Origin of the sequence: Streptomyces toyocaensis, assembly GCF_000725125.1 — a bacterium.
Taxonomy (GTDB): domain Bacteria; phylum Actinomycetota; class Actinomycetes; order Streptomycetales; family Streptomycetaceae; genus Streptomyces; species Streptomyces toyocaensis.
On sequence record NZ_JFCB01000006.1, the window covers coordinates 22,906 to 46,311 of the forward strand.

24 protein-coding genes are annotated in these 23,406 nt (G+C 72.3%); 8 read left to right on the forward strand and 16 right to left on the reverse strand.

Going from position 1 to position 23,406, the window contains the following annotated elements; genetic code table 11:
- Window positions 1–155: 155 nt before the first annotated feature.
- Together pknB and BU52_RS09280 are read left to right on the forward strand one after the other, a co-directional pair.
- On the forward strand, window positions 156–2,084 hold the full coding sequence (pknB, locus tag BU52_RS09275; protein ID WP_037931150.1) for a Stk1 family PASTA domain-containing Ser/Thr kinase: 1,929 nt from the start codon (window positions 156–158) through the stop codon (window positions 2,082–2,084).
- 48 nt (window positions 2,085–2,132) lie between these two features.
- Window positions 2,133–3,011: a deoxyribonuclease IV gene (locus tag BU52_RS09280; protein WP_037931151.1), complete on the forward strand. Its 879-nt coding sequence runs from the start codon at window positions 2,133–2,135 to the stop codon at window positions 3,009–3,011.
- 13 nt (window positions 3,012–3,024) lie between these two features.
- On the opposite strand, the gene BU52_RS09285 is transcribed toward BU52_RS09280, so the two are convergent.
- Window positions 3,025–3,672, reverse strand: coding sequence for a sulfite oxidase-like oxidoreductase (locus BU52_RS09285; protein ID WP_037931153.1), 648 nt, complete (start codon window positions 3,670–3,672; stop codon window positions 3,025–3,027).
- 181 nt (window positions 3,673–3,853) lie between these two features.
- Here BU52_RS09285 and bfr point away from each other — a divergent pair, with 181 nt between their 5' ends.
- Window positions 3,854–4,372 carry a bacterioferritin gene (gene bfr, locus BU52_RS09290; protein WP_037931154.1) on the forward strand — a complete coding sequence of 173 codons (519 nt, stop codon included), beginning with the start codon at window positions 3,854–3,856 and terminating at the stop codon, window positions 4,370–4,372.
- Between the two features lie 8 nt (window positions 4,373–4,380).
- On the opposite strand, the gene BU52_RS09295 is transcribed toward bfr, so the two are convergent.
- Entirely contained in the window at window positions 4,381–4,617 is a 237-nt protein-coding gene (locus BU52_RS09295) for a (2Fe-2S)-binding protein (RefSeq protein ID WP_200881169.1), read from the reverse strand.
- A gap of 153 nt (window positions 4,618–4,770) precedes the next feature.
- Entirely contained in the window at window positions 4,771–6,126 is a 1,356-nt protein-coding gene (locus BU52_RS09300) for a class II 3-deoxy-7-phosphoheptulonate synthase (RefSeq protein ID WP_037931157.1), read from the reverse strand.
- 179 nt (window positions 6,127–6,305) lie between these two features.
- On the opposite strand from BU52_RS09300, the gene BU52_RS37120 reads away from it, so the two are divergent.
- The gene (locus BU52_RS37120; protein WP_125510426.1) at window positions 6,306–6,362 is read left to right on the forward strand and encodes a trp operon leader peptide; all 57 of its coding nucleotides are present in this window, start codon (window positions 6,306–6,308) and stop codon (window positions 6,360–6,362) included.
- A gap of 106 nt (window positions 6,363–6,468) precedes the next feature.
- The gene (locus tag BU52_RS09305) at window positions 6,469–8,349 is read left to right on the forward strand and encodes an anthranilate synthase family protein (protein WP_037931159.1); all 1,881 of its coding nucleotides are present in this window, start codon (window positions 6,469–6,471) and stop codon (window positions 8,347–8,349) included.
- Here BU52_RS09305 and BU52_RS09310 read toward each other — a convergent pair.
- From BU52_RS09310 to BU52_RS09325, 4 genes are all read right to left on the reverse strand, one after another.
- The gene (locus tag BU52_RS09310) at window positions 8,301–9,296 is read right to left on the reverse strand and encodes a 2-hydroxyacid dehydrogenase (protein ID WP_037931160.1); all 996 of its coding nucleotides are present in this window, start codon (window positions 9,294–9,296) and stop codon (window positions 8,301–8,303) included. The genes BU52_RS09305 and BU52_RS09310 overlap by 49 nt on opposite strands.
- An 89-nt stretch (window positions 9,297–9,385) precedes the next feature.
- Window positions 9,386–10,078, reverse strand: coding sequence for a response regulator (locus tag BU52_RS09315; protein WP_037931163.1), 693 nt, complete (start codon window positions 10,076–10,078; stop codon window positions 9,386–9,388).
- A complete protein-coding gene (macS, locus tag BU52_RS09320) occupies window positions 10,075–11,319 on the reverse strand; it encodes a MacS family sensor histidine kinase (RefSeq protein WP_037931165.1) in 1,245 nt (414 codons plus the stop codon). Before macS ends, BU52_RS09315 begins: the two co-directional genes overlap by 4 nt.
- A gap of 38 nt (window positions 11,320–11,357) precedes the next feature.
- Window positions 11,358–12,161 carry a lysophospholipid acyltransferase family protein gene (locus tag BU52_RS09325; RefSeq protein ID WP_037931552.1) on the reverse strand — a complete coding sequence of 268 codons (804 nt, stop codon included), beginning with the start codon at window positions 12,159–12,161 and terminating at the stop codon, window positions 11,358–11,360.
- A 217-nt stretch (window positions 12,162–12,378) separates the two neighbouring features.
- On the opposite strand from BU52_RS09325, the gene BU52_RS09330 reads away from it, so the two are divergent.
- Window positions 12,379–13,176 carry an alpha/beta hydrolase gene (locus BU52_RS09330; RefSeq protein ID WP_037931167.1) on the forward strand — a complete coding sequence of 266 codons (798 nt, stop codon included), beginning with the start codon at window positions 12,379–12,381 and terminating at the stop codon, window positions 13,174–13,176.
- Complete coding sequence (locus tag BU52_RS09335; protein ID WP_037931169.1) at window positions 13,169–13,750, forward strand: hypothetical protein; 582 nt, start codon at window positions 13,169–13,171, stop codon at window positions 13,748–13,750. Before BU52_RS09330 ends, BU52_RS09335 begins: the two co-directional genes overlap by 8 nt.
- A 6-nt stretch (window positions 13,751–13,756) precedes the next feature.
- Here BU52_RS09335 and BU52_RS09340 read toward each other — a convergent pair whose 3' ends face one another.
- From BU52_RS09340 to BU52_RS09375, 8 genes are all read right to left on the reverse strand, one after another.
- On the reverse strand, window positions 13,757–14,512 hold the full coding sequence (locus BU52_RS09340; protein ID WP_037931171.1) for an endonuclease/exonuclease/phosphatase family protein: 756 nt from the start codon (window positions 14,510–14,512) through the stop codon (window positions 13,757–13,759).
- 30 nt (window positions 14,513–14,542) lie between these two features.
- Window positions 14,543–14,728, reverse strand: a complete 186-nt coding sequence (locus tag BU52_RS09345; protein ID WP_037931173.1) for a DUF397 domain-containing protein — start codon at window positions 14,726–14,728, stop codon at window positions 14,543–14,545.
- The gene (locus BU52_RS09350) at window positions 14,725–15,546 is read right to left on the reverse strand and encodes a helix-turn-helix domain-containing protein (protein WP_037931175.1); all 822 of its coding nucleotides are present in this window, start codon (window positions 15,544–15,546) and stop codon (window positions 14,725–14,727) included. The genes BU52_RS09345 and BU52_RS09350 overlap by 4 nt, the downstream gene beginning before the upstream one ends.
- A 196-nt stretch (window positions 15,547–15,742) precedes the next feature.
- Window positions 15,743–16,696, reverse strand: a complete 954-nt coding sequence (locus BU52_RS09355) for an ROK family glucokinase (RefSeq protein ID WP_037931177.1) — start codon at window positions 16,694–16,696, stop codon at window positions 15,743–15,745.
- 125 nt (window positions 16,697–16,821) lie between these two features.
- Window positions 16,822–17,346: a DUF5304 domain-containing protein gene (locus tag BU52_RS09360; protein ID WP_037931179.1), complete on the reverse strand. Its 525-nt coding sequence runs from the start codon at window positions 17,344–17,346 to the stop codon at window positions 16,822–16,824.
- Window positions 17,347–17,405: 59 nt separating this feature from the next.
- Window positions 17,406–18,554, reverse strand: a complete 1,149-nt coding sequence (locus BU52_RS09365; protein ID WP_037931181.1) for an ArsA family ATPase — start codon at window positions 18,552–18,554, stop codon at window positions 17,406–17,408.
- 71 nt (window positions 18,555–18,625) lie between these two features.
- Window positions 18,626–19,069, reverse strand: coding sequence for an SRPBCC family protein (locus tag BU52_RS09370; protein ID WP_037931183.1), 444 nt, complete (start codon window positions 19,067–19,069; stop codon window positions 18,626–18,628).
- 140 nt (window positions 19,070–19,209) lie between these two features.
- Complete coding sequence (locus tag BU52_RS09375; protein ID WP_051858069.1) at window positions 19,210–20,007, reverse strand: metallophosphoesterase family protein; 798 nt, start codon at window positions 20,005–20,007, stop codon at window positions 19,210–19,212.
- 296 nt (window positions 20,008–20,303) lie between these two features.
- Between BU52_RS09375 and BU52_RS09380 the strand changes: the two genes are divergently transcribed.
- Window positions 20,304–22,100: an AMP-dependent synthetase/ligase gene (locus tag BU52_RS09380; protein WP_037931184.1), complete on the forward strand. Its 1,797-nt coding sequence runs from the start codon at window positions 20,304–20,306 to the stop codon at window positions 22,098–22,100.
- Between the two features lie 129 nt (window positions 22,101–22,229).
- Here the strand turns inward: BU52_RS09380 and BU52_RS09385 are convergent, their stop codons facing one another.
- The gene (locus BU52_RS09385; RefSeq protein WP_037931186.1) at window positions 22,230–23,372 is read right to left on the reverse strand and encodes a glycosyltransferase family 4 protein; all 1,143 of its coding nucleotides are present in this window, start codon (window positions 23,370–23,372) and stop codon (window positions 22,230–22,232) included.
- Window positions 23,373–23,406: the final 34 nt, after the last annotated feature.

The window sequence follows — 23,406 nt, forward strand, 5'->3', positions numbered from 1 at the left end:
CCCCACGCGTACCGCGGGCCATCGTGCCGGCGCGGTGAGCGGTGCACGCCCCGGCCCGGCGCACCGCCGGGCAGCCGGGTAAGACAGGTCACAGGTCCGCTCCAACGGCGGTTGAACGGGTCGGGGGTGTCCGTGCGGGCTCGTAGACTCGCTGCGTGGACACGACCCTTCAGGACCCTCTGGTCGGGCAGGTGCTCGACGGCCGGTACCGCGTCGACGCGCGGATCGCGGTCGGCGGGATGGCCACGGTCTACCGGGCCGTGGACACCCGCCTCGACCGCGTCCTCGCGCTCAAGGTGATGCACCCCTCCCTCGCCGCCGACGCGTCGTTCGTCGAGCGGTTCATCCGCGAGGCGAAGTCGGTGGCGCGCCTGGCCCACCCGAACGTGGTGCAGGTCTTCGACCAGGGCACCGACGGGGCGTACGTCTACCTGGCGATGGAGTACATCGCCGGCTGCACCCTGCGCGACGTGCTCCGCGAGCGCGGGGCGCTCCAGCCGCGGGCCGCGCTGGACATCCTGGAGCCGGTGCTGGCCGCGCTCGGTGCCGCGCACCGGGCCGGGTTCGTGCACCGGGACATGAAGCCCGAGAACGTGCTCATCGGGGACGACGGCCGGGTCAAGGTCGCCGACTTCGGGCTGGTCCGCGCGGTGGACTCGGTGACGAACACCACCGGCACCGTGCTGGGCACGGTCTCCTACCTGGCCCCGGAGCAGATCGAGCACGGCACCGCCGACCCGCGCGTGGACGTCTACGCCTGCGGCATCCTGCTCTACGAGATGCTGACCGGTGAGAAGCCTCACGACGGCGACTCGCCCGCGATCGTGCTCTACAAGCATCTCCACGACGACGTGCCGCCGCCGTCGGCCGCCGTGCCCGGCATGGCGTACGAGCTGGACGAACTGGTCGCGTCGGCTACCGCGCGCGGCCCCGAGGTGCGTCCGCACGACGCGGTGGCGCTGCTCGCGCGGGCCCGCGACGCGCGTGCCCGGCTCGGTGACGAGCAGCTCGACGCGGTGCCGCCGCAGGCGCTGGCGTCGGAGCACGACAACGCCGACGACCGGACGAGTGTCATCCCGCGCGCGCTGACCGTGCGCCGCCCACTGCCCGTGAACGAGGAGGACGAGGGCGCGGACGCCGCGCACCGCACCAGCCGGTTCCGGTCCCCGCCGCCGCTGCCGCCCCGGGGGCGGACGGCGCTGCGGCGCGGGCCGATGGCGATCGTCATTGGCGTACTGCTGGTCCTCGGGCTGGGCGCGGGCGTGTGGTACATCAACTCCGGCCAGTTCACCAAGGTCCCGCCGCTGCTGGCGAAGACCGAGAAGGAGGCCCGGGACCGGCTGGCGGACGCCGGGCTGGACGCCGGCCAGGTGTCGGAGGCGTACAGCGACACGGTGGAGCGGGGCAAGGTGGTCGCCACCGACCCCGAGGCCGGTGCCCGCATCCGCACCAACGACTCGGTGTCGCTGACCCTCTCCAAGGGCCCGCGGACCGTGCGGGTGCCCGACCTCGACGGCTACCCGCAGGACAAGGCGCGGTCGCTGCTGGAGGACGAGGGCCTGAAGCCGGGCATGTCGACCCGGGAGTTCAGTGACTCCGTGCCCGCCGGCTCCGTGATCTCCACGGAGCCCGGCAAGGGCACCGAGGTCCGCGCGGGCTCCGCGGTGGCACTCACCGTGAGCAAGGGCGCCCCGGTGGACGTGCCGGACGTGGCCGGGGACGACCTCGAGGACGCGCGCGCCGAGCTGGAGGAGGCCGGGCTGGAGGTGAAGGTCGCCACCGAGCGGGTCACCTCCGAGTACGACGCGGGCCGGGTGGCCCGGCAGGACCCGGGCCCGGGCGGCAGGGTCGCCGAGGGCGACACCGTGACGCTGACGCTGTCCAAGGGCCCCGAGATGGCCGAGGTGCCGGACGTGGTCGGCGACAGCGTGGGCGAGGCCAGGGAGAAGCTGGAGGGCGCCGGGTTCCGGGTGGACGAGGACCGCGGACTGCTCGGCCTGTTCGGCGACACCGTGAAGGGCCAGTCCGTGGACGGTGGCGACAGCGCGCCCAAGGGGTCGACGATCACCATCGAGATCCGCTGACCGGAGGGGCCGTCCCGGGGACTCCCGCGCCCATGACACCCTTGACGCGTGAAGAGTCACCCGTCCGGCCCCGTACGCAACCCGATCGGCGGCCACGTGCCCGTGGCCGGGGGCCTGCATTCCGTCGGCCTGTCCTACGCCCGCGAGCTGCGCGCCGAGACCGTGCAGGTCTTCGTCGCCAATCCGCGCGGCTGGGCCACCCCGGCCGGCAGTCCGCGGCAGGACGAGGCGTTCCGCGCGGCCTGCGCGGCGGAGTCGATCCCGGCGTACGTGCACGCCCCGTACCTGATCAACTTCGGCTCCCACACCCTGGCGACCGTGGAACGGTCCGTGGAGTCGCTGCGGCACTCCCTGCGGCGCGGGCGGGAGATCGGGGCGCTGGGCGTGGTGGTGCACACGGGCAGCGCGACCGGCGGGCGGGAGCGGTCGGTGGCGCTGCGGCAGGTACGGCGGTACATGCTGCCGCTGCTCGACGAGCTCACCCACGACGACGACCCGTTCCTGCTGCTGGAGTCGACCGCCGGCCAGGGTTCCTCGCTGTGCTCACGGACCTGGGACTTCGGGCCGTACTTCGAGGCGCTGGACGCCCACCCGAAGCTGGGTGTCTGCCTGGACACCTGTCACGTCTTCGCGGCCGGCCACGATCTGACCGGCCCCGACGGCATGCGGCAGACGCTGGACCTGCTGGTGGACACGGTCGGCGAGGGGCGGCTGAAGCTGATCCACGCCAATGACTCCATGGACGTGGTCGGCGCCCACAAGGACCGTCACGCCAACATCGGTGCCGGGCACATCGGCGAGGATCCCTTCCGGGCCCTGATGACGCACCCGGCGACCGCGGGCGTACCGCTGGTCGTCGAGACGCCCGGCGGCAAGGAGGGACACGCGGCGGACGTGGAGCGGCTGAAGAAGCTCCGGGACTCCTGAGCCGCGCGGCGGTTCAGAGTTCGGGGCCGTCCCCGGGTTCCTCCTGGTAGGAGTAGCGCTGCTCCCTCCAGGGGTCGCCGACGTTGTGGTAGCCGCGCTCCTCCCAGAAGCCGCGGCGGTCGGCGGTCATGTACTCCACGCCGCGCACCCATTTGGGGCCCTTCCAGGCGTACAGATGGGGGACGATCAGCCGCAGCGGGAAGCCGTGCTCGGCGGTCAGCAGTTCGCCGTCCTTGTGGGTGGCGAAGAGGGAGCGCGCGGACGTGAAGTCCGCGAGCCGGAGGTTGGAGCTGAACCCGTACTCCGCCCACACCATGACGTGGGTGACGTCGGGGGCGGGCGGGGCGAGGTCCACGACGGTGCGCGCCGGGATACCGCCCCACTCGGCGCCGACCATGCTGAACTTGGTGACGCAGTGCAGGTCGGCGACGACCGTGGCGTACGGCAGGGCGGTGAAGGCCTCGTGGTTCCAGCAGTGCTTCTCACCGTCGGCGGTCGCGCCGAAGACCCGGAACTCCCAGCGCTCGGGCCGGAACTTGGGGACCGGTCCGTAGTGCGTGACCGGCCAGCCCTTCTGCAGTCGCTGCCCCGGCGGGAGCAGGGGATGCGCCGCTCCCCCTGATGCGCGCTCCCCCGATTCGCGTTCCGCCGGCTGACCCATGTCTCCATCCTGACAGACCGGCGGCGATGCCCCGAACCGGGCTCGACAGGTTCGGACAATGAGGCGCATAACGGACTAAGCATGTACGTACTTACTAAGTCAACACTTACTGGACGATCTTCCCCGCCGATGGAATCATGCGCCCCAACCTGCCAGTTCCCGCGCGGAAGGAGCCCATGCGATGCAGGGCGACCCCGAGGTCATCGAATTCCTGAACGAGCAGCTGACCGCCGAGCTCACGGCGATCAACCAGTACTTCCTGCACTCGAAGCTGCAGGACCACAAGGGCTGGACGAAACTCGCCGTGTACACGCGTGCGGAGTCCTTCGACGAGATGCGGCACGCGGAGGTGCTGACCGACCGCATCCTGCTGCTCGACGGCCTGCCGAACTACCAGCGGCTGTTCCACGTCCGGGTCGGGCAGACCGTCACCGAGATGTTCCAGGCCGACCGGGAGGTCGAGCTGGAGGCGATCGACCGGCTGCGCCGCGGGGTGGAGGTCATGCGCACCAAGGGCGACATCACGTCGGCCAACATCTTCGAGGCGATCCTGGCCGACGAGGAGCACCACATCGACTATCTGGACACCCAGCTGGATCTGATCGAGAAGCTGGGCGAGGCGCTCTACCTGTCGACGGTCGTCGAACAGTCCCAGCCGGACGCCTCAGGACCGGGCACGGGCGGATTCTCGACGCACTAGGGGCAGGCCTAGGCGGCTTCGGGGAGCTTCGTCGTGTGCGGCGGCTCGCCCTGGCCCGTCAGCTCACGGCGCGGGCAGGAGCCACGGCCGAGCAGGGCCTGGATGCGCCGTACGCAACCGCCGCAGTCGGTGCCCGCCTTGCAGGCGGAGGCGATCTGCCGGGGCGTGCACGCACCGGCCTCCGCGTGTCCCTTCACCTGTTCCTCGGTCACGCCGAAGCAGCTGCAGACGAACACGCGGGTCACCTCCCGACGAAGTGCTGGGTCGAGCCGTCCCGACCCCTGGTCGGTGAGGCTAACCTAACCTTACCTGTCACCCGGGGGGCACAGAAGTGGGGTGGGGCGCGATCCCGTGTGATCCGCGCCCCACCCCTCGCGCCGTGCCGGCGGCCGGTTCCGCTACTGGTCCCGGTACATCTCCGCGACGAGGAACGCCAGGTCCAGCGACTGGCTGCGGTTGAGCCGCGGGTCGCAGGCCGTCTCGTAACGCTGGTGCAGGTCGTCGACGAAGATCTCGTCGCCGCCGCCCACGCACTCGGTGACGTCGTCGCCGGTGAGCTCCACGTGGATGCCGCCCGGGTGCGTGCCGAGCTCCTTGTGGACCTCGAAGAAGCCCTTGACCTCGTCGAGCACGTCGTCGAAGCGCCGGGTCTTGTGGCCGGAGGCCGCCTCGAAGGTGTTGCCGTGCATCGGGTCGGTCACCCAGGCCACGGTGGCGCCGGACGCGGTGACCTTCTCCACCAGCTCGGGGAGCTTGTCGCGGACCTTGTCGGCGCCCATGCGGACGATGAAGGTCAGCCGGCCCGGCTCCCGCTCGGGGTCGAGGCGGTCGATGTACTGCAGCGCGTCCTCGGCGGCGGTCGTGGGACCCAGCTTGATGCCGATGGGGTTGCGGATCCTCGAGGCGAACTCGATGTGCGCGTGGTCCAGCTGCCGGGTGCGCTCACCGATCCACACCATGTGCCCGGAGACGTCGTACAGCCGGCCGGTGCGCGAGTCCACCCGGGTCAGGGCGGACTCGTAGTCGAGCAGCAACGCCTCGTGCGAGGCGTAGAACTCGACCGTCTTGAATTCCTCCGGGTCGGCGCCGCAGGCGTGCATGAAGTTGAGCGCCTGGTCGATCTCGCGGGCCAGTTGCTCGTAGCGCTGCCCCGACGGGGACGACTTCACGAAGTCCTGGTTCCAGGCGTGCACTTGGCGCAGATCGGCGTAGCCGCCGGTGGTGAAGGCGCGCACCAGGTTCAGCGTGGAGGCGGAGGCGTGGTACATCCGCTTCAGCCGCTCGGGGTCCGGGACGCGGGCCTTTTCGGTGAACTCGAAGCCGTTGACGGAGTCGCCGCGGTACGTCGGCAGCGTCACCCCGTCGCGGGTCTCGGTCGGCTTGGAGCGCGGCTTGGAGTACTGGCCGGCGATCCGGCCGACCTTCACCACGGGCACCGACGCGGCGTAGGTGAGGACGGCGCCCATCTGGAGCAGCGTCTTCAACTTCGCCCGGATGTGCTCGGCGGACACCGCCTCGAAGGATTCGGCACAGTCACCGCCCTGGAGCAGAAACGCCTCACCTCGCGCAACCGCCGCCATACGCGCGCGCAGCTGGTCACACTCGCCGGCGAACACCAGCGGGGGATACGTTTCGAGCTCGGCGATCACATCGCGCAGAGCCTCGGCATCCGGGTACTCGGGCTGCTGCGCCGCCGGCAGTTTTCGCCAGGTCGCCTGAGCGGCGACGCTTTGAGAATCAGCGTTAACGGTCACACGCCCCACAGTACGCGGTCGCATCAGCCGTCCATTCCGGCGCTCAGCAGATGAGACAAGAGCCTCTCCACCCGGCTCGGCGGAGAGGCGGATCAGACATCCCCGCAGTGGCGGGGAGCACCACCCATGACGACGCGAGACCGCACATGTCACGCGTCGCATCGTGTAACGTGCCCGCCATGTTCGCGCATTCGACCCGCACCTGGTGGTGGACCGCTCTCCCGGCGGCCCACTGACTGCGCGTACGCACAGACTTCGCGAAGGCCGCCCGAGGGGCGGCCTTCGGTGGTTTCCGGGGTCGTTCCTCACCGCTCATGACAGCGACGAGACGAGGAACCCACCATGGACCTGGCACAGCTCCCCGACGACGACCGTCCCTTCGCCCTGCTGCGCCGCCGCACGCCGGGACACGACCACGAGGTCGTGGAGTTGCTGATCGGCCCGGTCGCCACCCGCGAGCGTCTGGCCGACCTGCCCGACGAGGGGCTGGCCCTCGTCCCCTTCCGGCAGATCCGCGAGCGCGGTTTCGACGTCCGTGACGACGGCACCCCGCTGCTGGTGCTGACACCCCAGGAGCGGTACGAGTTCCCGCTGGCCCAGGTCCTCGACCGGCTCCCGGCCCATGACGTCCGGGTCGAGGGCGGCGGCTTCGACGTCGGCGACGAGGAGTACGCGCGGATCGTCGGGCGGGTCCTGGACGAGGAGATCGGGCGGGGCGAGGGCGCCAACTTCGTGATCCGGCGGACGTACGAGGGTGAGATCCCCGGGTTCGGGCGGGCCGACGCGCTGGCGCTGTTCCGGCGGCTGCTCGAGGGCGAGCGGGGCGCGTACTGGACGTTCGTCGTCCACACCGGGGACAGGACCCTGGTCGGAGCCAGTCCCGAGGTGCACGTCCGGGCGTCGGGCGGGACGGTCGTGATGAACCCGATCAGCGGGACCTACCGCTACCCGGCCGAGGGGCCGGCCCCCGAGCACCTGCTGGAGTTCCTCGCCGACGGCAAGGAGATCGAGGAGCTGTCGATGGTCGTCGACGAGGAGCTCAAGATGATGTGCACCGTCGGCGACATGGGCGGGGTCGTCGTCGGGCCCCGGCTGAAGGAGATGGCGCACCTCGCGCACACCGAGTACGAGCTGCGCGGCCGGTCCTCGCTGGACGTGCGCGAGGTGCTGAGGGAGACCATGTTCGCGGCGACCGTCACCGGGTCGCCGGTGCAGAACGCCTGCCGGGTGATCGAGCGGCACGAGGTGGGCGGGCGCCGCTACTACGCGGGCGCGCTGGCCCTCGTCGGCCGCGACGAGGGCGGGGCCCAGACGCTGGACTCCCCCATCCTCATCCGTACCGCCGACATCGACGCCTCCGGGCGGCTGCGGGTGCCGGTCGGGGCCACGCTGGTGCGCGGCTCGGACCCGGCGGGCGAGGTCGCGGAGACCCACGCCAAGGCGGCCGGGGTGCTGACCGCGCTGGGCGTGCGGCCCGGGCGGCCGCGCGCGGAGTCCGGACGGCCGGGCCTGGCCGACGATCCCCGGGTGCGGGCGGCGCTGGACGGGCGCAGGGCGTCGCTGGCGCCCTTCTGGCTGCGGATGCAGGAGCGGTCACAGGCGCTGACCGGTCACGCGCTGGTCGTCGACGGGGAGGACACCTTCACCGCGATGCTCGCCCATGTGCTGCGCGCCACCGGTCTCGAGGTGAGCGTGCGCCGCTACGACGAGCCGGGCCTGCGGGAGACGGTGCTCGGACACGAGGGCCCGCTGGTGCTGGGTCCCGGACCGGGCGACCCGTCCGACACGGCCGACCCGAAGATGCGGTTCCTGCGCGGGCTGACCGCCGAGGCCGTCCGGGAGAACCGGCACGGCCTCCTCGGGGTCTGCCTCGGCCACGAGCTGATCGCGGCCGAGCTGGGCCTGGAGATCGTGCGCAAGGAGGTGCCGTACCAGGGGGCGCAGACGGAGATCGACCTGTTCGGGCGGCCGGAGACCGTCGGCTTCTACAACAGCTTCGTGGCGCGCTGTGACGAGGACGCCGCGCGGGAGCTGGCCGCGCACGGCGTCGAGGTGAGCCGCACGGCGGGCGGGGAGGTGCACGCGCTGCGGGGACCCGGTTTCGCGGGCGTCCAGTTCCACCCCGAGTCGGTGCTGACCCTGAACGGCGCGGAGCTCGTGCGGGAGCTGATGGGTCAGCTCCGGGGCACCAGCACGTTCTCGGAGCGCCGCCCCGCGGTGTAGTCGAGGACGTTGTTCACCGTGGTCCCGACGATCTGCCCGACGGCGTCCTCGGTGTAGTACGCCTGGTGGGAGGTGACCAGCACGTTGGGGAAGGTGACGAGGCGGGCCAGGGTGTCGTCGTCGACGGCCTCCAGGGACTTGTCGAGGAAGAACAGGCCCGCCTCCGCCTCGTACACGTCGAGGCCGACGCCCGTGAAGCGGCCCGCGCGCAGCTCGGTGACGAGGGCCGCGGTGTCGATGAGGCCGCCGCGGCTGGAGTTCACCAGGATCGCGTCGTCCCGCATCGTCTTCAGGGCGGCGGCGTCGATGAGGTGCTGGGTGGCCGGCATCAGCGGCACGTGCAGGGAGACGAGGTCGGACTCGGCGAGGAGCTCGTCCTTGGGGACGTAGGTCATGCCGAGTTCCCTGCAGGCGGGGTTCTCGGCGACGTCCCAGCCGAGGAGCCGCATGCCGAAGCCGTGGGCGATCCGGGCGAACGCCTCGCCGATCTTCCCGGTGCCGAGGACGCCGGCGGTGCGGCCGTGCAGGTCACGACCCATCAGTCCGTCGAGCCGGAAGTCGAAGTCGCGGGTGCGGGTGGAGGCGCGGACGATCCGGCGGTTGACGGCCATGGCGAGGGTCCAGGCGAACTCGGCGACCGAGTGGGGCGAGTAGTACGACACCCGGGCGACCGTCAGGCCGAGCCGTTCGGCGACCTCCAGGTCGACGTTGTTGAAGCCGGTGGAGCGCTGGGCGACCATCCGGGTGCCGCCGGCCGCGAGGTCCGACAGCACCTCGGCGCCGAGGTCGCAGTTGACGCTGGTGGAGATGATCTCGTGGCCGGCCGCGATGGGCGCGGTGTCCGCGTTGAGGAAGACGTCCAGCCCGCGCACCGGGTGGTGGCCCTCGAAGGCCCGCTCGATCAGGGGCTTCTCGTCCGCCTGCACACCGAACGCCAGGATCTCCACGGGTCTTCCTCCGGGTGTCGTGCGAATCATTGCCGTACCGGCGAATATACGGGTGCCCCCGGTCCGTCCGGGCCAGGCACGGGGGCGGCCTACTCGTCGTCGAGGCCGCGCTCGATGGCGTAGCGGACGAGTTCCACGCGGTTGTGCAGCTGGAGCTTGCCCAGGGTGTTCTGCACGTGGTTCTGCACGGTGCGGTGGGAGATGACGAGACGTTCGGCGATCTGCTTGTAGCTGAGGCCCTTGGCGACCAGGCGCAGCACCTCGGTCTCGCGTTCGGTCAGCCGGGGGGCCTCGGTCCCGCCGTCGGCGGGGGCGGCACCGGCCGGTTCGGAGGCGAGCCGGCGGTACTCGCCGAGGACCAGTCCGGCCAGGCCGGGTGTGAACACCGGGTCGCCGGCGGCGGTGCGGCGCACGGCGTCCTGGAGGTCCTCGGTGGAGGCGGACTTCAGCAGGTAGCCGGTGGCGCCGGACTTCACGGCCTCCAGGACGTCGGCGTGCTCGCCGCTGGCCGACAGGACGAGCACCCGGACGGCAGGGTCGGCGGCGACGACCTCCTTGCAGACCTGGACGCCGGGCTTGCCGGGCAGGTTCAGGTCGAGGACGAGGACGTCGGGTGCGGCGGCCCTGGCGCGGCGCACCGCCTGCTCGCCGTCGCCCGCGGTGGCGACGACCTCGAAGCCGGACTCGGACAGGTCCCGGGCGACGGCGTCGCGCCACATGGGGTGGTCGTCGACCACCATGACCTTGATCGGCTCCGGGTGCGTCCCGGTGGTGTCCGTCATCGCTGCTCCGCCTTCCCCCGCGGGTCGTTCGCTTCCCGCTTGTCCTTGGGCACCCTCAGCTCGACCTCCGTGCCCTGGCCCGGTACCGAGACCAGTTCCGCGCTGCCGCCGAGGTCGCGCAGCCGGCCCCGGATGGACAGGGCCACTCCGAGCCGGCCCTCGCCCTCGGCCTGGGCGAGCCGGCCCTCGGGGATGCCGGGTCCGTCGTCCCGGACGGTGACGACGACCTCGTCCGGTTCGTCCTCGACCAGGATCCACGCGCGTGCCCGGGCACCCGCGTGCCTGCGGACGTTGTCCAGGGCGGCCCCGACGGCGGCGGCCACCTCCCGTGCGGCGGCGGGTGCGAGCAGCACGGGCGCTCCGGGCTCGGCGAGGGAGACCAGGGCCCCGGCGTGGGGGGCGAGCAGTGCGCGCAGGTCGGCGGGCCCGTCGTCGGCGGTCTCGTCCTCGTCCCGGTCCACGGCCCGTACGACGGCGCCCTGGGCGGCGTCCTCACTGGCACGGGAGACCGGTACGAGACCGCCGGAGACCAGGGTGCGCAGCGCCACCTCCTGCTCGCCGGCCAGCCGGCCGAGTTCCGCGGCCTCGCCGCCGATCACCGCGCCGCGCCGCTGCACCATCGCCAGCACCTGGAGCACGCTGTCGTGGATGTCCCGCGCGAGGCGCTCCCGTTCCCGGGTCGCGGCCTCGATCTCCAGGGCGCGGGCGAGGGTGCGCTCGGAGGCGCGGGCGACCTCGACGACGTAGCCGATGGCGATGGAGGCGACCCAGACGAGGATCACGTTGTGCACGGTGTCGCGCGCGGGGCCGCCGCGCTCGATCAGGTTGGCGACGGCGACGAGGGTGGAGGCGAGGGCCGCCCAGCGCCAGCCGCCCTTGATGGCGAAGGCGAGCACCGATCCCGCGGTCCATATGGAGGGCAGGGTCGGGCCGCCCGCGTGGACGCGCTCGGCCGCGTCGGCGACGGGGGTGAGCAGGATGCCGGTGAGGGCGAGGGTCAGGTCGGCGGTGAGGAAGGGCTTGGTGCAGGCGGCGGCGCTCGCGACCTTGGGCAGCGTGGCCAGGGTCCACACCACCAGGACGGCGAAGTAGGCGACGGCGAGCCAGGGGCGGGCGAACTCCTCGTGGGCGGCGGCGAACAGACCGACCGCGTACATCATGGTGAGGACCCGGTAGCCGGCGAGCGCACGCCACATCGGTTGCTCGACCGACATGCGCATGACTCTCTCGCGCCTGGCCATGTCCCCACGCCCCCTCTGCTCTCCGCCCCGGGCCCCGCCTAGGGGCCGGACCGCCGCTCGGTCCGCTCCCGGCCGGGCTGCTCCATCGCGGCCCGCAGCTTCTCGGCCTGTTCCTTCTCCGCGCGGGCGAGGGCGGCCTTCGCCGACTTCTCCGCTTCCTTCTCGGCCTTCGCCGCCTCCGCGAGCTGCCGCTTCATGGCGGTGGCGTAGATGTCGACGTACTCCTGGCCGGAGAGCTTCATGATCTCGTACATGACCTCGTCGGTCACCGCGCGGAGGACGAAGCGGTCGTGCTCCATGCCCTGGTAGCGGCTGAAGTCCAGCGGCCTGCCGATGCGGATGCCCGGCCGCATCAGCTTCGGCCGGACCTGCCCCGGGGGCTGGATCTTCTCCGTGTCGATCATGGCGACCGGGATCACGGGCGCCCCGGTGGCCAGTGCCACGCGCGCGAGACCGCCCGGCTTGCCGCGGTAGAGACGGCCGTCGGGCGAGCGGGTGCCCTCCGGGTAGATCCCGAACAGCTCACCGCGCTCCAGCACCTCTATGCCGCTCTTGATGGCGGCCTCCCCCGCGCCGCGCGCACCGGAGCGGTCCACCGGGAGCTGGCCCACGCCCTTGAAGAAGGCGGCCGTCAGACGGCCCTTCACACCCGGTGTGGTGAAGTACTCGGCCTTGGCGATGAAGGTGACCTTGCGGTCCAGCACGGCCGGCAGGAAGAAAGAGTCCGAGAACGACAGGTGGTTGCTGGCCAGGATGGCCGGGCCCTCGGCGGGAACGTTCTCCAGGCCCTCCACCCAGGGCCTGAAGGCGAGCTTCAGCGGCCCCCCGATGGCGACCTTCATCGTGCCGTACAACAACCGAGTGCCTCCTGTGCGTGTCGGTCAGACCATATCCCGGAGCACCGTCAAAGGACCCGACGGCCCTGGTCGGTGTCAGTGCGGTCGCGTACGGTGAAGGTCCTGCAATCCGTGTGCCGTCCTTCCCCGGCCGTCATGGCGTGCCGGATTGCTTCCCACGCGTCCCACGAGTCCCACGAGTCCCAGGAACAGGAGGCCGAAGGTGCCGCTCCTGACCGGAGCCGAGCCGTTCCGCCACGAGGGCGGCCCGACCGCCGTTCTCCTCTGCCACGGCTTCACCGGTTCGCCGCAGTCGCTGCGCCCCTGGGCGGAGCATCTCGCCGAGCACGGTCTGACCGTCTCGCTGCCGCTGCTCCCCGGGCACGGCACCCGCTGGGAGGACCTCGGGGTCACCGGCTGGCAGGACTGGTACGCGGAGGTGGACCGCGAGCTCCGCCTGCTGCGGGTCCGCAGCGCCCGGGTGTTCGTTGCCGGACTGTCGATGGGCGGCGCGCTGGCGCTGCGGCTGGCCGCCCGGCACGGTGACGCGGTGAGCGGGGTGATGGTCGTCAACCCGGCGAACAAGGTGCACGGTGTGGCCGCGCACGCCCTCCCGGTGCTCCGGCATCTCGTCCCCGCGACCAAGGGCATCGCGAGCGACATCGCGAAGCCGCTGAGCAGGGAGCTGGGATACGACCGGGTGCCGCTGCACGCGGCGCACTCCCTGCGGAACTTCTTCCGGCTCGTCGACGGGGAACTCCCCCAGGTCACCCAGCCGCTGCTGCTGATGCGCAGCCCGCAGGACCACGTGGTGCCGCCCGCGGACTCGGCGCGGATCCTCGGCCGGGTGTCGTCGACGGACGTCACGGAGATCCTGCTGGAACAGAGCTATCACGTGGCGACGTTGGACCATGACGCGGAGCGGATCTTCCGGGAGAGCACCGCGTTCATCGGCCGGCTGGCACCCGGCGCCGTCAAGGAGCCCGGTCTCGGCAAGGAAGGGACGACCAGAGGTGGCTGAGCACGACTCGGACCGTGAGGGCCGCGAGCCGGAGGAGAAGGGCACCCCCCTCGACGAGGCCGCCGCGTGGGAGGCGATCGTCGCCGGGTACGGGGAGGAGCCGCCGGACCCGCCGGGCGCCAAGCCGTTCAAGTCCGTCGAGGACCTGGCGCTGCTGGAGACCGAGACCAACGCGGAGGACGGTGTCGAGGCCGAGGCGCCGCCGCGGAAGGCCGAGGACAAGCCGGCCAAGCCGCTCGGCGGCTCCGTCTCCTTCGCCCCCGGGGTCGGCCCGCGTGACTACAGCGTGCAGGAGTCCTCGGACGACGACCTCGACGAGACCGACGAGGGCCACTTCGTACCGCCGGAGCCGCCGCCGCTGCCGGACGCGGACGTCACCTCGAAGTTCGCCTGGCTCGGCGTCCTGGGCGGCCCGGTGCTCCTGCTGCTGGCGATCCTGCTCGGCTGGGAGATGACCTGGTGGCTGAGCACGCTGTGCATCGGCGGCTTCCTGGGCGGCTTCGCCACGCTGGTGATGCGCATGCGCACGGACGACGAGGACGACGACGACCCGGGCCGGGGCGCGGTGGTCTGACCGCGGCTAGGCGGCCGGCACCCTGAGGGCGGCCAGGACCGGGAGATGGTCCGTGGCCGCCGCGAGGTCGCGCCCGCTCACGCCGGGCTGCTCCAGCGGCACCCCGCAGCCGAGCACCTCGACGCCCTTGGTGGCGAAGAGGGCGTCGATCCGCCGGTGCGGTGCGTCGCGGGTCCAGGTGTGCTCGCCGCCCCAGGGTGCCGCCGCCCGGCAGTCGGTGAGTGACTCGGCCAGCCGCCGGAAGGTGCGCCCCTCCGGCCGCTCGTTCAGGTCGCCCCCGGCCACGGCGTGCTCCACGCCCATCCCGGCGAGCCGGTCGAGCAGCATCCCGCCCTGCTCGTACCGCTCGTCCTGCCGCAGGGACAGATGACAGCTCAGCACGCCGATCCGGGCCCCGCCGAACCGTACGACGGCGGTGGCGAACCCGCGCCGGTGCTGCCCCGGGGTGAGCGGCAGCAGCACGTCCTCGGTGCGCTCGACGCCGGCCCGCAGGGAACACAGGATCGCGGGCCCGGCGGCGGTGGCACCTCCGGAGAGGACCACCAGCCCCGACGCGGAGGCGAGCCGGGCGAGCTTCTTGCGCCACCGGAAGAACCGCGGGGCCTCCTGCAGCAGGACCACATCGGGCGCGCAGGCGGTGATCACCCGGGCGAGAGCGGCGGTGTCGTCCCGCATCGAACGGATGTTGTAACTCAGAACCCGGATGACGGCCGAACCGTCGGACTCGGTCCGGGAGTCGGGCAGCAGCGGAGTCGTCGCCATAGGGATCAAGATACGCCGACCCGCTCGGCGTCACGCCTCGATACGGTCGAGGAAGTCACGCCACGCCTCCGGGGAGACGGCGAAGCGCGGCCCGTCCTGCGTCTTGGAGTCCCGTACGTGCACTCCCGTGGAGGAGAAGGCCACCTCCACACAGCTGTCTCCCTCGGACCCGCTGTAGCTGCTCTTGAACCAGTCCAGCCCGCCGACGATGTTCATGGCGCTCCCCTCATCCGCTGCAACAACTCGACCGAGTCCGCTGGGGACAGGGCGTGTGAGCGCATCTTGGCATAGCGCATCTGCATGACGCTCACGGCTTCTCGGTCAGAAACCAGTTGCCCCGTCTTCTGCCCCTCCGCGTACCCGAGCCACTGCCGTTCGGGTGTCTCAAGGAGTTGCATGGGCCCGTCCGTACCGGCGTGATACGGCTGCCGCAGCGGCATGATCTGCAACTCGACGTTCCACAGCTCGGTGGACGCCAGGAGATGGTCGATCAGCTCCCGGGTGACGTCCTCTCCACCCGTGTGCCGCAGCAGTACCGACTCCTCGACGATGAAGCTGAACGCGATCGGCGGCCTGCGCCCGAGCAGTTCCTGCCGCGCCAGCCGGGCCGCGATCCGCTGCTCCAGTTGCTCCTCACTGGGCGGAGGCGGGACGTTGAGCATCACCGCCCGTGTGTACGCCTCCGTCTGGAGCAGACCCGGGACCACCCGGCACTCGTACGTGCACAGGGCGACCGCCACCTCCTCCAACTGGGCCCACTCCCGGAACCAGACCGCCAGCCCGCGCTGCCGCCCGACGTGACGGGCCATGGCGCGCAGCACTCCGAACGCCTCCAGCGCCTCCTCCGCCCGCTCGACGAAGGCGGCGGTGGGCATCCGCCGGCCCTGCTCGACCGAGGCCACGGAGGCGTACGAGTAGTTGAGCCGCTCGGCGAGCTGCTCCTGGGTCATCAGGGCACGTTCGCGGAACGTCTTCAAGGCCGCCCCGAACGCCCTGAGACTGTCGGACGACTCAAGCGTGCTGCCGTTCGCCATGACGACGACCCCCTTGTCGCTTCACCGGCACACCGTGCAGCCGTACAACGACCCGGCAGCCGGGCGGGGTTACGCGCGGCGCCCGGCCGCGGCCCGTACACGCCGACGTGTACGGGTGCGTGCGGGCGGAGAAACGGCCGCGCCCGCCGTCCCCCGGAGGGTCAGGCGGGCGCGGCCGTGCGCGTGGGGGGCGGTGTCACATGATGGGGTCGGGCTGGCGGGCCAGGTCCGCCGCGCCGACGAGGCCCGCCTTGTTGCCGAGCTGGGCGCCGAGGACCTCGGCGACCGGGCGCCAGTTGCCGCCGACCAGCCAGCGCCGGTAGGACTTGCGGATCGGGCCGAGGACCAGTTCGCCCTCGTCCGAGAGGCCGCCGCCGACGATGAAGGCGGAGGGGTCGAAGAGCGAGGCCAGGTCCGCGAGGCCGGCGCCGACCCAGCGGGCCAGCTCGCGGTAGGAGTCGACCGCCACCCGGTCGCCCTGGCGGGCGGCCATGGAGACGTGCTTGCCCTCGATGCCGTCCGGGGTGCCGTCGCCCAGCGAGAGCAGCGTCTCGGCGTTCTCGGGGGTGGCGTTGGCGCGCTGCCTGGCGTAGCGGACGAGGGCGCGGCCGGAGGCGTACTGCTCCCAGCAGCCCTGCGAGCCGCAGCCGCACAGCAGGCCGTCCGGCACCATGCGGATGTGGCCGAACTCGGCGGCCACGCCGAAGTGACCGCGGCGCAGCTTGTTGCCGATGATCACGCCGCCGCCGAGGCCCGTGCCGAGCGTGATGCAGATGACGTTGCGGTGGCCCTTGCCCGCGCCGAACTTGTACTCGCCCCAGGCCGCGGCGTTGGCGTCGTTCTCCACGACGACCGGGAGACCCACGCGGGCCTCGACCTTCTCCTTGAGCGGCTCGTTGCGCCAGTGGATGTTGGGGGCGAAGTAGACCTCGGAGCGCTGGCGGTTGACGTACCCGGCCGCACCGATGCCCACGCCGACGATGTCGTGTCCGGCGCGCGCTCCTTCCACGGCGGAGGCGATGGCGTCCACGATCCCCTCGGGCGTGCCCGGGGTCGGCACCTTGTGGGTCGAGAGGATGTTGCCGTCCTCGTCGACCACTCCGGCCGCGATCTTGGTGCCGCCGATGTCGACGCCGATGGTGAGTCCCATGAATCCCTCAGTTCCGGTCGAGCCCCGCTACGCCAACGGTACCCGAGGCACAGCGGTGGGGGCCCCGGCGTCCGTACGGTGAACGGGCCGGCGGGGATCATGGGTGTCCACGGGGGACCGGGGTGTCAGTCCAGGTCGATGTGCTCACCGGACCCGGTGCCCGGGTCGTCGCCGCGGCCCGGGCGTTCGTCGAGGTCGCGCGCGTCGGTGTCGCGTGCGGTCCAGCGGCGCTCCTGGTCCTGCACGGCGGAGCGGTAGGCGGCGAGGAGTTCGTTGCCGGCGGCGGCGAGGTGGTCGAAGACGTCGGGGTTGCGTTCGATGACGGGTTCGACGGCGGCCCTGGCCTGCTGGACGACCTGCCGCACCATCTGCTGGGCGGCGGGTCCGGCGACCGCGCCGAGGAGCGGGGACTGCAGACCGGAGAGCTTGTCGGCGACCGCGTCGACGAGCTTCCTCAGCTCCTCGGCGGCCGATCCGGGCTGCGGGCCGTACTGGGCGCGGCGGCGGGCCTGCTCCGCCTCCAGGTCCTCGGCGGCGGCCGTCGCCCACGCGTCGGCGTGGGCCTCGGCGCCGGCCGTCCGTGCGTCGTCCACCGGCTTGTCGACGTTGTCGTCCCCGGCGTCGTCGGACGGGGGGAGCTGTTCGCTCATGGGAGGCTCCTTCGACTGCGGGTGGCCCCCTCGACGTTACCCGAACGGCCGTGGTGGCTTCAGCGCGTGCGCGGCCACAGTGCCGGATCCGGCCGGAACCGGATGCGCAGTTCGCCCTCCCGCAGTGCGGCGCCGTCGACGGTGCAGCGGCGCAGCGCGGAGGGCAGGGGGACCGTGCGGCGGAAGGGGCCCGCGGTGACGACGATGCCGTCGCCGCGGCGGACGAGGTCGAGTTCGTCGCGGCGGGCGCCCGGGAGGGGGAGGTGCCAGACGAGGACGCCGTCCTCGGCGAGCCGGTCGGTGACCGGCCAGACGACCGGTCCGCGGCCCGTCCCGGCGCCGGGCACCGCGAGCGCGGCGAGGTCGTCGGCGCCGCGCGGGTCGTGTCCGAGGTGGGCGACCGGGTGGACGTCGTGGGACTCGCGCCACTCCTCCAGGGTCTTGCGCTGCTGGGCGACGGGGCCGGCCAGCCAGCCGCCCGCGTCGCTCTCCGGCAGGACGCGCGTCGCGATCAGCGCGTCGGTGCGCAGCCCGCGCAGGGCGGTGCCGAGGGCCGCGGCGCGCACGGCGTCGGCGCCGGCGGGTCCCGGTTCGGCGACCAGGCGTACGACGGTGTCACGGTCGGCGAGCACGGCCTCGACGGCGGCGAGCTGGAGGTCCAGGCGGGCGGCGGTCTCGTACAGCCATCCGGCGGGCAGGGGTACGCCGGCGAGGCGGCCGAGCACGGGGCGCAGGGCGCGGGCCGCCTGGCGCTCGGGCGGCAGGAGGCGGCGCAGGTGGCCGCGGAGCTCCTCGGGGAGGGCGAGGAGGGAGAGGGCGCGCGGGGCGGGCGGGAGGTCGACGACGAGGACGTCGTACGCCTCCGACAGCGCGGCGTCCCGCAGGGCGCGCAGGACGGCGAGTTCCTCGGCGCCGGGGAGCGTGCCCGTCTCCTCGGGTTCGAGCCGGGCGGCGCCGAGGAGGTCCAGCGCGGAGGCGGCCCGGTTCTGGAGGGCGGCCAGATCGGCGCGGAAGCCGGCGTCGGGGTCGACGCGGCGCACGGTGAGTCCGGGCGGTGCCGCCCCTCCCAGCACGGGGCCGAGGGTGTCGGTGCGGTCGGTGCCGAGGAGCAGGGTGCGGGCACCCCCACGGGCGGCGGCGAGCGCGGTGGCGGCGGCGACGGTCGTGCGTCCGCCGCCACCCGGGCCCGTGATCAGGAGGGTGCGCATTGGGTGAACGGTAACGGACGGCGGGCGTGGACGGGCTGCGCCCGCCCGCGCCCGCGGGGTGCCGTCGCGCGTTACTTCGGGGTGGACTCCACGCGCTTCTTCAGGCCTGCCAGGGCGCGGTCGATGATGACCTTCTCCGCCTTGCGCTTGATCATGCCGAGCATCGGGATCTTGACGTCGACCGTCAGCCGGTAGGTGACCTCGGTGGTGCCCGGGCCGGCCGGGGTGAGGACGTAGGAGCCGTCGAGGGAGCGCAGCATCTGGGACTTCACCAGGGTCCAGGAGACCTCGTTGCCCCCGGTCCAGGTGTACGCCAGCGTCTGGTCGTCCTTGATCGCGCCGGCGTCCATGACCAGGCGCACCTGCTCGGCGCGGCCCTGCTCGTCGGTCTTGAGGACCTCCGCCTCCTTCACCTCGCCCGTCCAGTCGGGATAGCGGGCGAAGTCGGCGATCACCCCCATGACGTCGGCCGGTGCCGCCTCGATCGTGATGCTCGAGCTGGTGTGTTCCGCCATCGCCGTGGCTCCTCCAGATGCGGGCCGGTAGTCGTCATCGCCGTGCGCTGTGCGCCGAGCGCACGCGCGTGCAGCGGAAGGCTACCGTGCGCCGGACCGGCGGAACGCACCCGACCTGGGACATCCGCCCCCTTCCGGCCTCACCACTCCAGCGCCCACGGCCGGCCGCTGCTCGCGAAGTGACCCACGTTCACGCATTCGGTGGCGCCGATCCGCATCCGCCGCACCAGTGGCTGGTGCACGTGGCCGAACAGGGCGTAGCGGGGCCGGGTGCGGCGGATCGCGTCCAGCAGCGCCCGGCTGCCGCGCTCGAACCGGCGGGCGACGGTGTCGTAGACCAGCTCCGGCACCTCCGGCGGGATGTGCGTGCACAGCACGTCGACCTCGCCGACGGCCTCGATCTTCGCGGCGTACTCCTCGTCGCCGATCTCGTACGGCGTGCGCATGGGCGTGCGCAGGCCACCGCCGACGAAGCCGAAGGTCCAGCCGCCGATCTCCGCCCGCTGCCCGTCGAGGACGGTGGTGCCGGGGCCCGCGTACTCCCGCCACAGGGGCGGCATGTCGACGTTGCCGTAGGTGGCGTACGTAGGTGTGGGGAAGGCGGCGAACATCTCGGCGTACTGCTTGCGCACCGCCGTCTCGATCGCCGCGGCCTTGTCCATGCCGATGCCGGCCCACAGCCGCCGCTGGAACTCGCGCGCCTCGTCGAAGCGGCGGGCGGTGCGCAGCTCCACGATGCGGTCGGCGTTCTCGGCGCCGAACAGGTCGGGGAAGATGCCGCGCGAATGGTCGGCGTAGTCGAGGAAGAGCACCAGGTCGCCCAGGCAGACCAGGGCGTCGGCGCCCTCGCCGGCCCGCGCGAGGTCACGGGCGTTGCCGTGCACGTCGCTGACCACGTGCACGCGTGCGCGCCGGTTCCCGCCTCGTGTCGCTGCCATGGCGATCAAGGGTAAGCGTGTGCGGGCCGCGTGAACAATGGCGGGCCCACCTGCGGTTACTGGCTGGTCGGTCCCGGGGTGGACTACTGTGCGCAATGAAACACCAACCTGTGTGACGCAGCGAACATCTCGCCGGGACCCCCTGTCGTAGACGCCATACCGGCGGGTAACGTCCGGGCAGTCCAGTCGTGCTCGGGATTTCAACTTGTGAATTCGCGAGCACCCGCCCGAGCCTTGGACCGCACCGTCGCATCGCACAACGTCGTGGCGCCGGCGCCCTAAGAGGAGCAGCAGTCTTGCGCGAGTTCAGCCTTCCGGCTTTGTACGAGGTCCCCGCGGACGGCAATCTGACCGACATCGTCCGCAGAAACGCCGCGCAGCACCCCGACGTCGCCGTCATCGCCCGCAAGGCCGGTGGCGCCTGGCAGGACGTGACGGCCACCACCTTCCTGGCGGAGGTGCGGGAAGCCGCCAAAGGCATGATCGCCGCCGGTGTGCAGCCCGGCGACCGGGTCGGCCTGATGTCCCGCACCCGCTACGAGTGGACGCTGCTGGACTTCGCGATCTGGAGCGCCGGCGCGGTCACCGTGCCGGTGTACGAGACCAGCTCGCCGGAGCAGGTGGCGTGGATCCTCGGCGACTCCGGTGCCACCGCCTGCTTCGTGGAGCTCGACGCCCACGCGGCGACCGTGGAGTCGGTGCGCGACCGGCTGCCCGCGCTGAAGAACCTGTGGCAGATCGAGTCCGGCGGCCTCGAGGAGCTGGGCCGGCTCGGGCAGGGCGTCGGCGACGAGACCGTCGAGGAGCGCAGCTCGGTCGCGAAGGCGGACGACCCGGCCACCATCGTCTACACCTCCGGCACCACCGGCCGCCCCAAGGGCTGCGTGCTCACCCACCGCAGCTTCTTCGCCGAGTGCGGCAACATCGTGGAGCGGCTGCGTCCGCTGTTCCGCACCGGCGAGTGCTCGGTGCTGCTGTTCCTGCCCCTCGCGCACGTCTTCGGACGGCTGGTGCAGATCGCGCCGATGATGGCGCCGATCAAGCTGGGCTGCGTGCCCGACATCAAGAACCTGACCGACGAGCTGGCCGCGTTCCGGCCGACGCTGATCCTCGGCGTGCCGCGGGTCTTCGAGAAGGTCTACAACGCGGCGCGGGCCAAGGCGCAGGCCGACGGCAAGGGAAAGATCTTCGACAAGGCGGCGGACACGGCGATCGCCTACAGCCAGGCGCTGGACACGCCGTCCGGGCCGTCGGTCGGCCTGAAGATCAAATACAAGGTGTTCGACAAGCTGGTCTACGGCAAACTGCGCGCGGTGCTGGGCGGCCGCGGCGAGTACGCCATCTCGGGCGGCGCCCCGCTGGGCGAGCGCCTGGGCCACTTCTTCCGCGGCATCGGCTTCAGCGTGCTGGAGGGCTACGGCCTGACCGAGTCCTGCGCGGCCACCGCGTTCAACCCGTGGGACCGGCAGAAGATCGGCACGGTCGGCCAGCCGCTGCCCGGTTCGGTCGTCCGGATCGCGGACGACGGGGAGGTGCTGCTGCACGGCGAGCACCTGTTCAAGGAGTACTGGAACAACCCGGGCGCCACCGCCGAGGCGCTCGCCGACGGCTGGTTCCACACCGGTGACATCGGCACGCTGGACGAGGACGGTTATCTGCGGATCACCGGCCGCAAGAAGGAGATCCTGGTGACGGCGGGCGGCAAGAACGTCGCCCCGGCGGTCATCGAGGACCGGATCCGGGCGCACGCGCTGGTCGCGGAGTGCATGGTGGTGGGCGACGGGCGGCCGTTCGTGGGTGCTCTGGTCACCATCGACGAGGAGTTCCTGGGCCGGTGGTGCGCCGAGCACGGCAAGCCGGCGGGGTCGACCGCGGCGTCACTGTGCGACGATCCCGATCTGCTCGCGGCGGTCCAGACGGCGGTGGACGACGGGAACGCGGCGGTGTCGAAGGCGGAGTCGGTGCGGAAGTTCCGCATTCTGCCGGCGCAGTTCACCGAGGAGTCGGGGCATCTGACTCCGTCGCTGAAGCTGAAGCGGAATGTGGTGGCGAAGGACTACGCGCACGAGATCGAGGCGATCTACGCCAAGTAGGCGGTGAGGGGGCGCGGCTCGGGGTGCCCCGTGGTCGCCGTCGGCGGGTGCGGGTTGTCCGGGGCTTGTCGCGCAGTTCCCCGCGCCCCTGGGGGGGTGACCCTGACGGCGTGCCGCGCAACAGGCTCGTCAGAGCAACCTCTTCAGGTTCTCCGCCAGGAGGTCCCAGCGCCACTTCTCCTCGACCCATTCACGGCCCCGCTGCCCCATCCTGCGGCGGAGTTCGCCGTCGGCGAGGAGGGTGGTGACGCGGTCGGCGGTCTGCTCGGGGGAGTTGCCGGGGACGACCCACCCGGTCTCGCCGTCGAGGACCGCGTCGGGGGCGCCGCCGGAGTCGCCGGCGACCACCGGGAGACCGGTCGCGGAGGCCTCCAGGTAGACGATGCCGAGCCCTTCGACGTCCAGTCCCCCGCGCCGGGTGCGGCAGGGCATCGCGAAGACGTCACCGGCGCCGTAGTGGGCGGGCAGCTCCGACCAGGGGACGGAGCCGGTGAAGCGGACGGCCGCGGACACGCCGGTGTCCCGCGCCAGCCGGCGCAGGTCCTTCTCGTAGGGACCGCCGCCGACGATCAGCAGGACGGCCTCCGGCTCGGCGGCCAGGATCGCGGGCATCGCCCGGATCAGCGTGTCCTGGCCCTTGCGCGGCACCAGCCGCGAGACGCACACGACGACCGGGCGGTCGGTCAGTCCGAGGCGCGCCCGCACCTCGTCGCCGCCCGAATCGGGGTGGAAGGTCTTCTCGTCGACCCCGGGCGGGAGCTGCACCATCCGCGAGGCGGCCTGCGGGGTGAGCGCCGAGGCGATCCGGGAGCGCGTGTACTCGCCCAGGTAGGTGAGCGTGTCCGTGGACTCCCCTATCCGGCGCAGCAGCTGCCGCGCGGCGGGGAGCTGGGCCCATCCGGCCTCGTGGCCGTGGGTGGTGGCCACGATCCGCTCCGCGCCCGCGCGGCGCAGTGCCGGTGCCATCAGGCCGAGCGGCGCCGCCGCCCCGAACCACACCGAGGTGCACCCGTGCTCACGCAGCAGCCCGACGGCCCGCCGGGTGGCGGCCGGGGTCGGCAGCAGCATCGTCGTGCGGTCCCGCACGACGGTGAACGGCTGCTCGGCGTCGAAGGCGGCGGTCGCCTCGACTCCCTCCCGGGAGCGCTTCCAGGTGGAGGCGTAGACGACGAGGCGCTCGGGGTCGAGCCGGAGCGCCATGTTGTGCAGGAACGCCTGGATGCCGCCGGGCCGGGGCGGGAAGTCGTTGGTCACGATCAGGGTCTTGTGCATCGCCGCAGACCCTATCGAACGGCGTCCGCGGTCC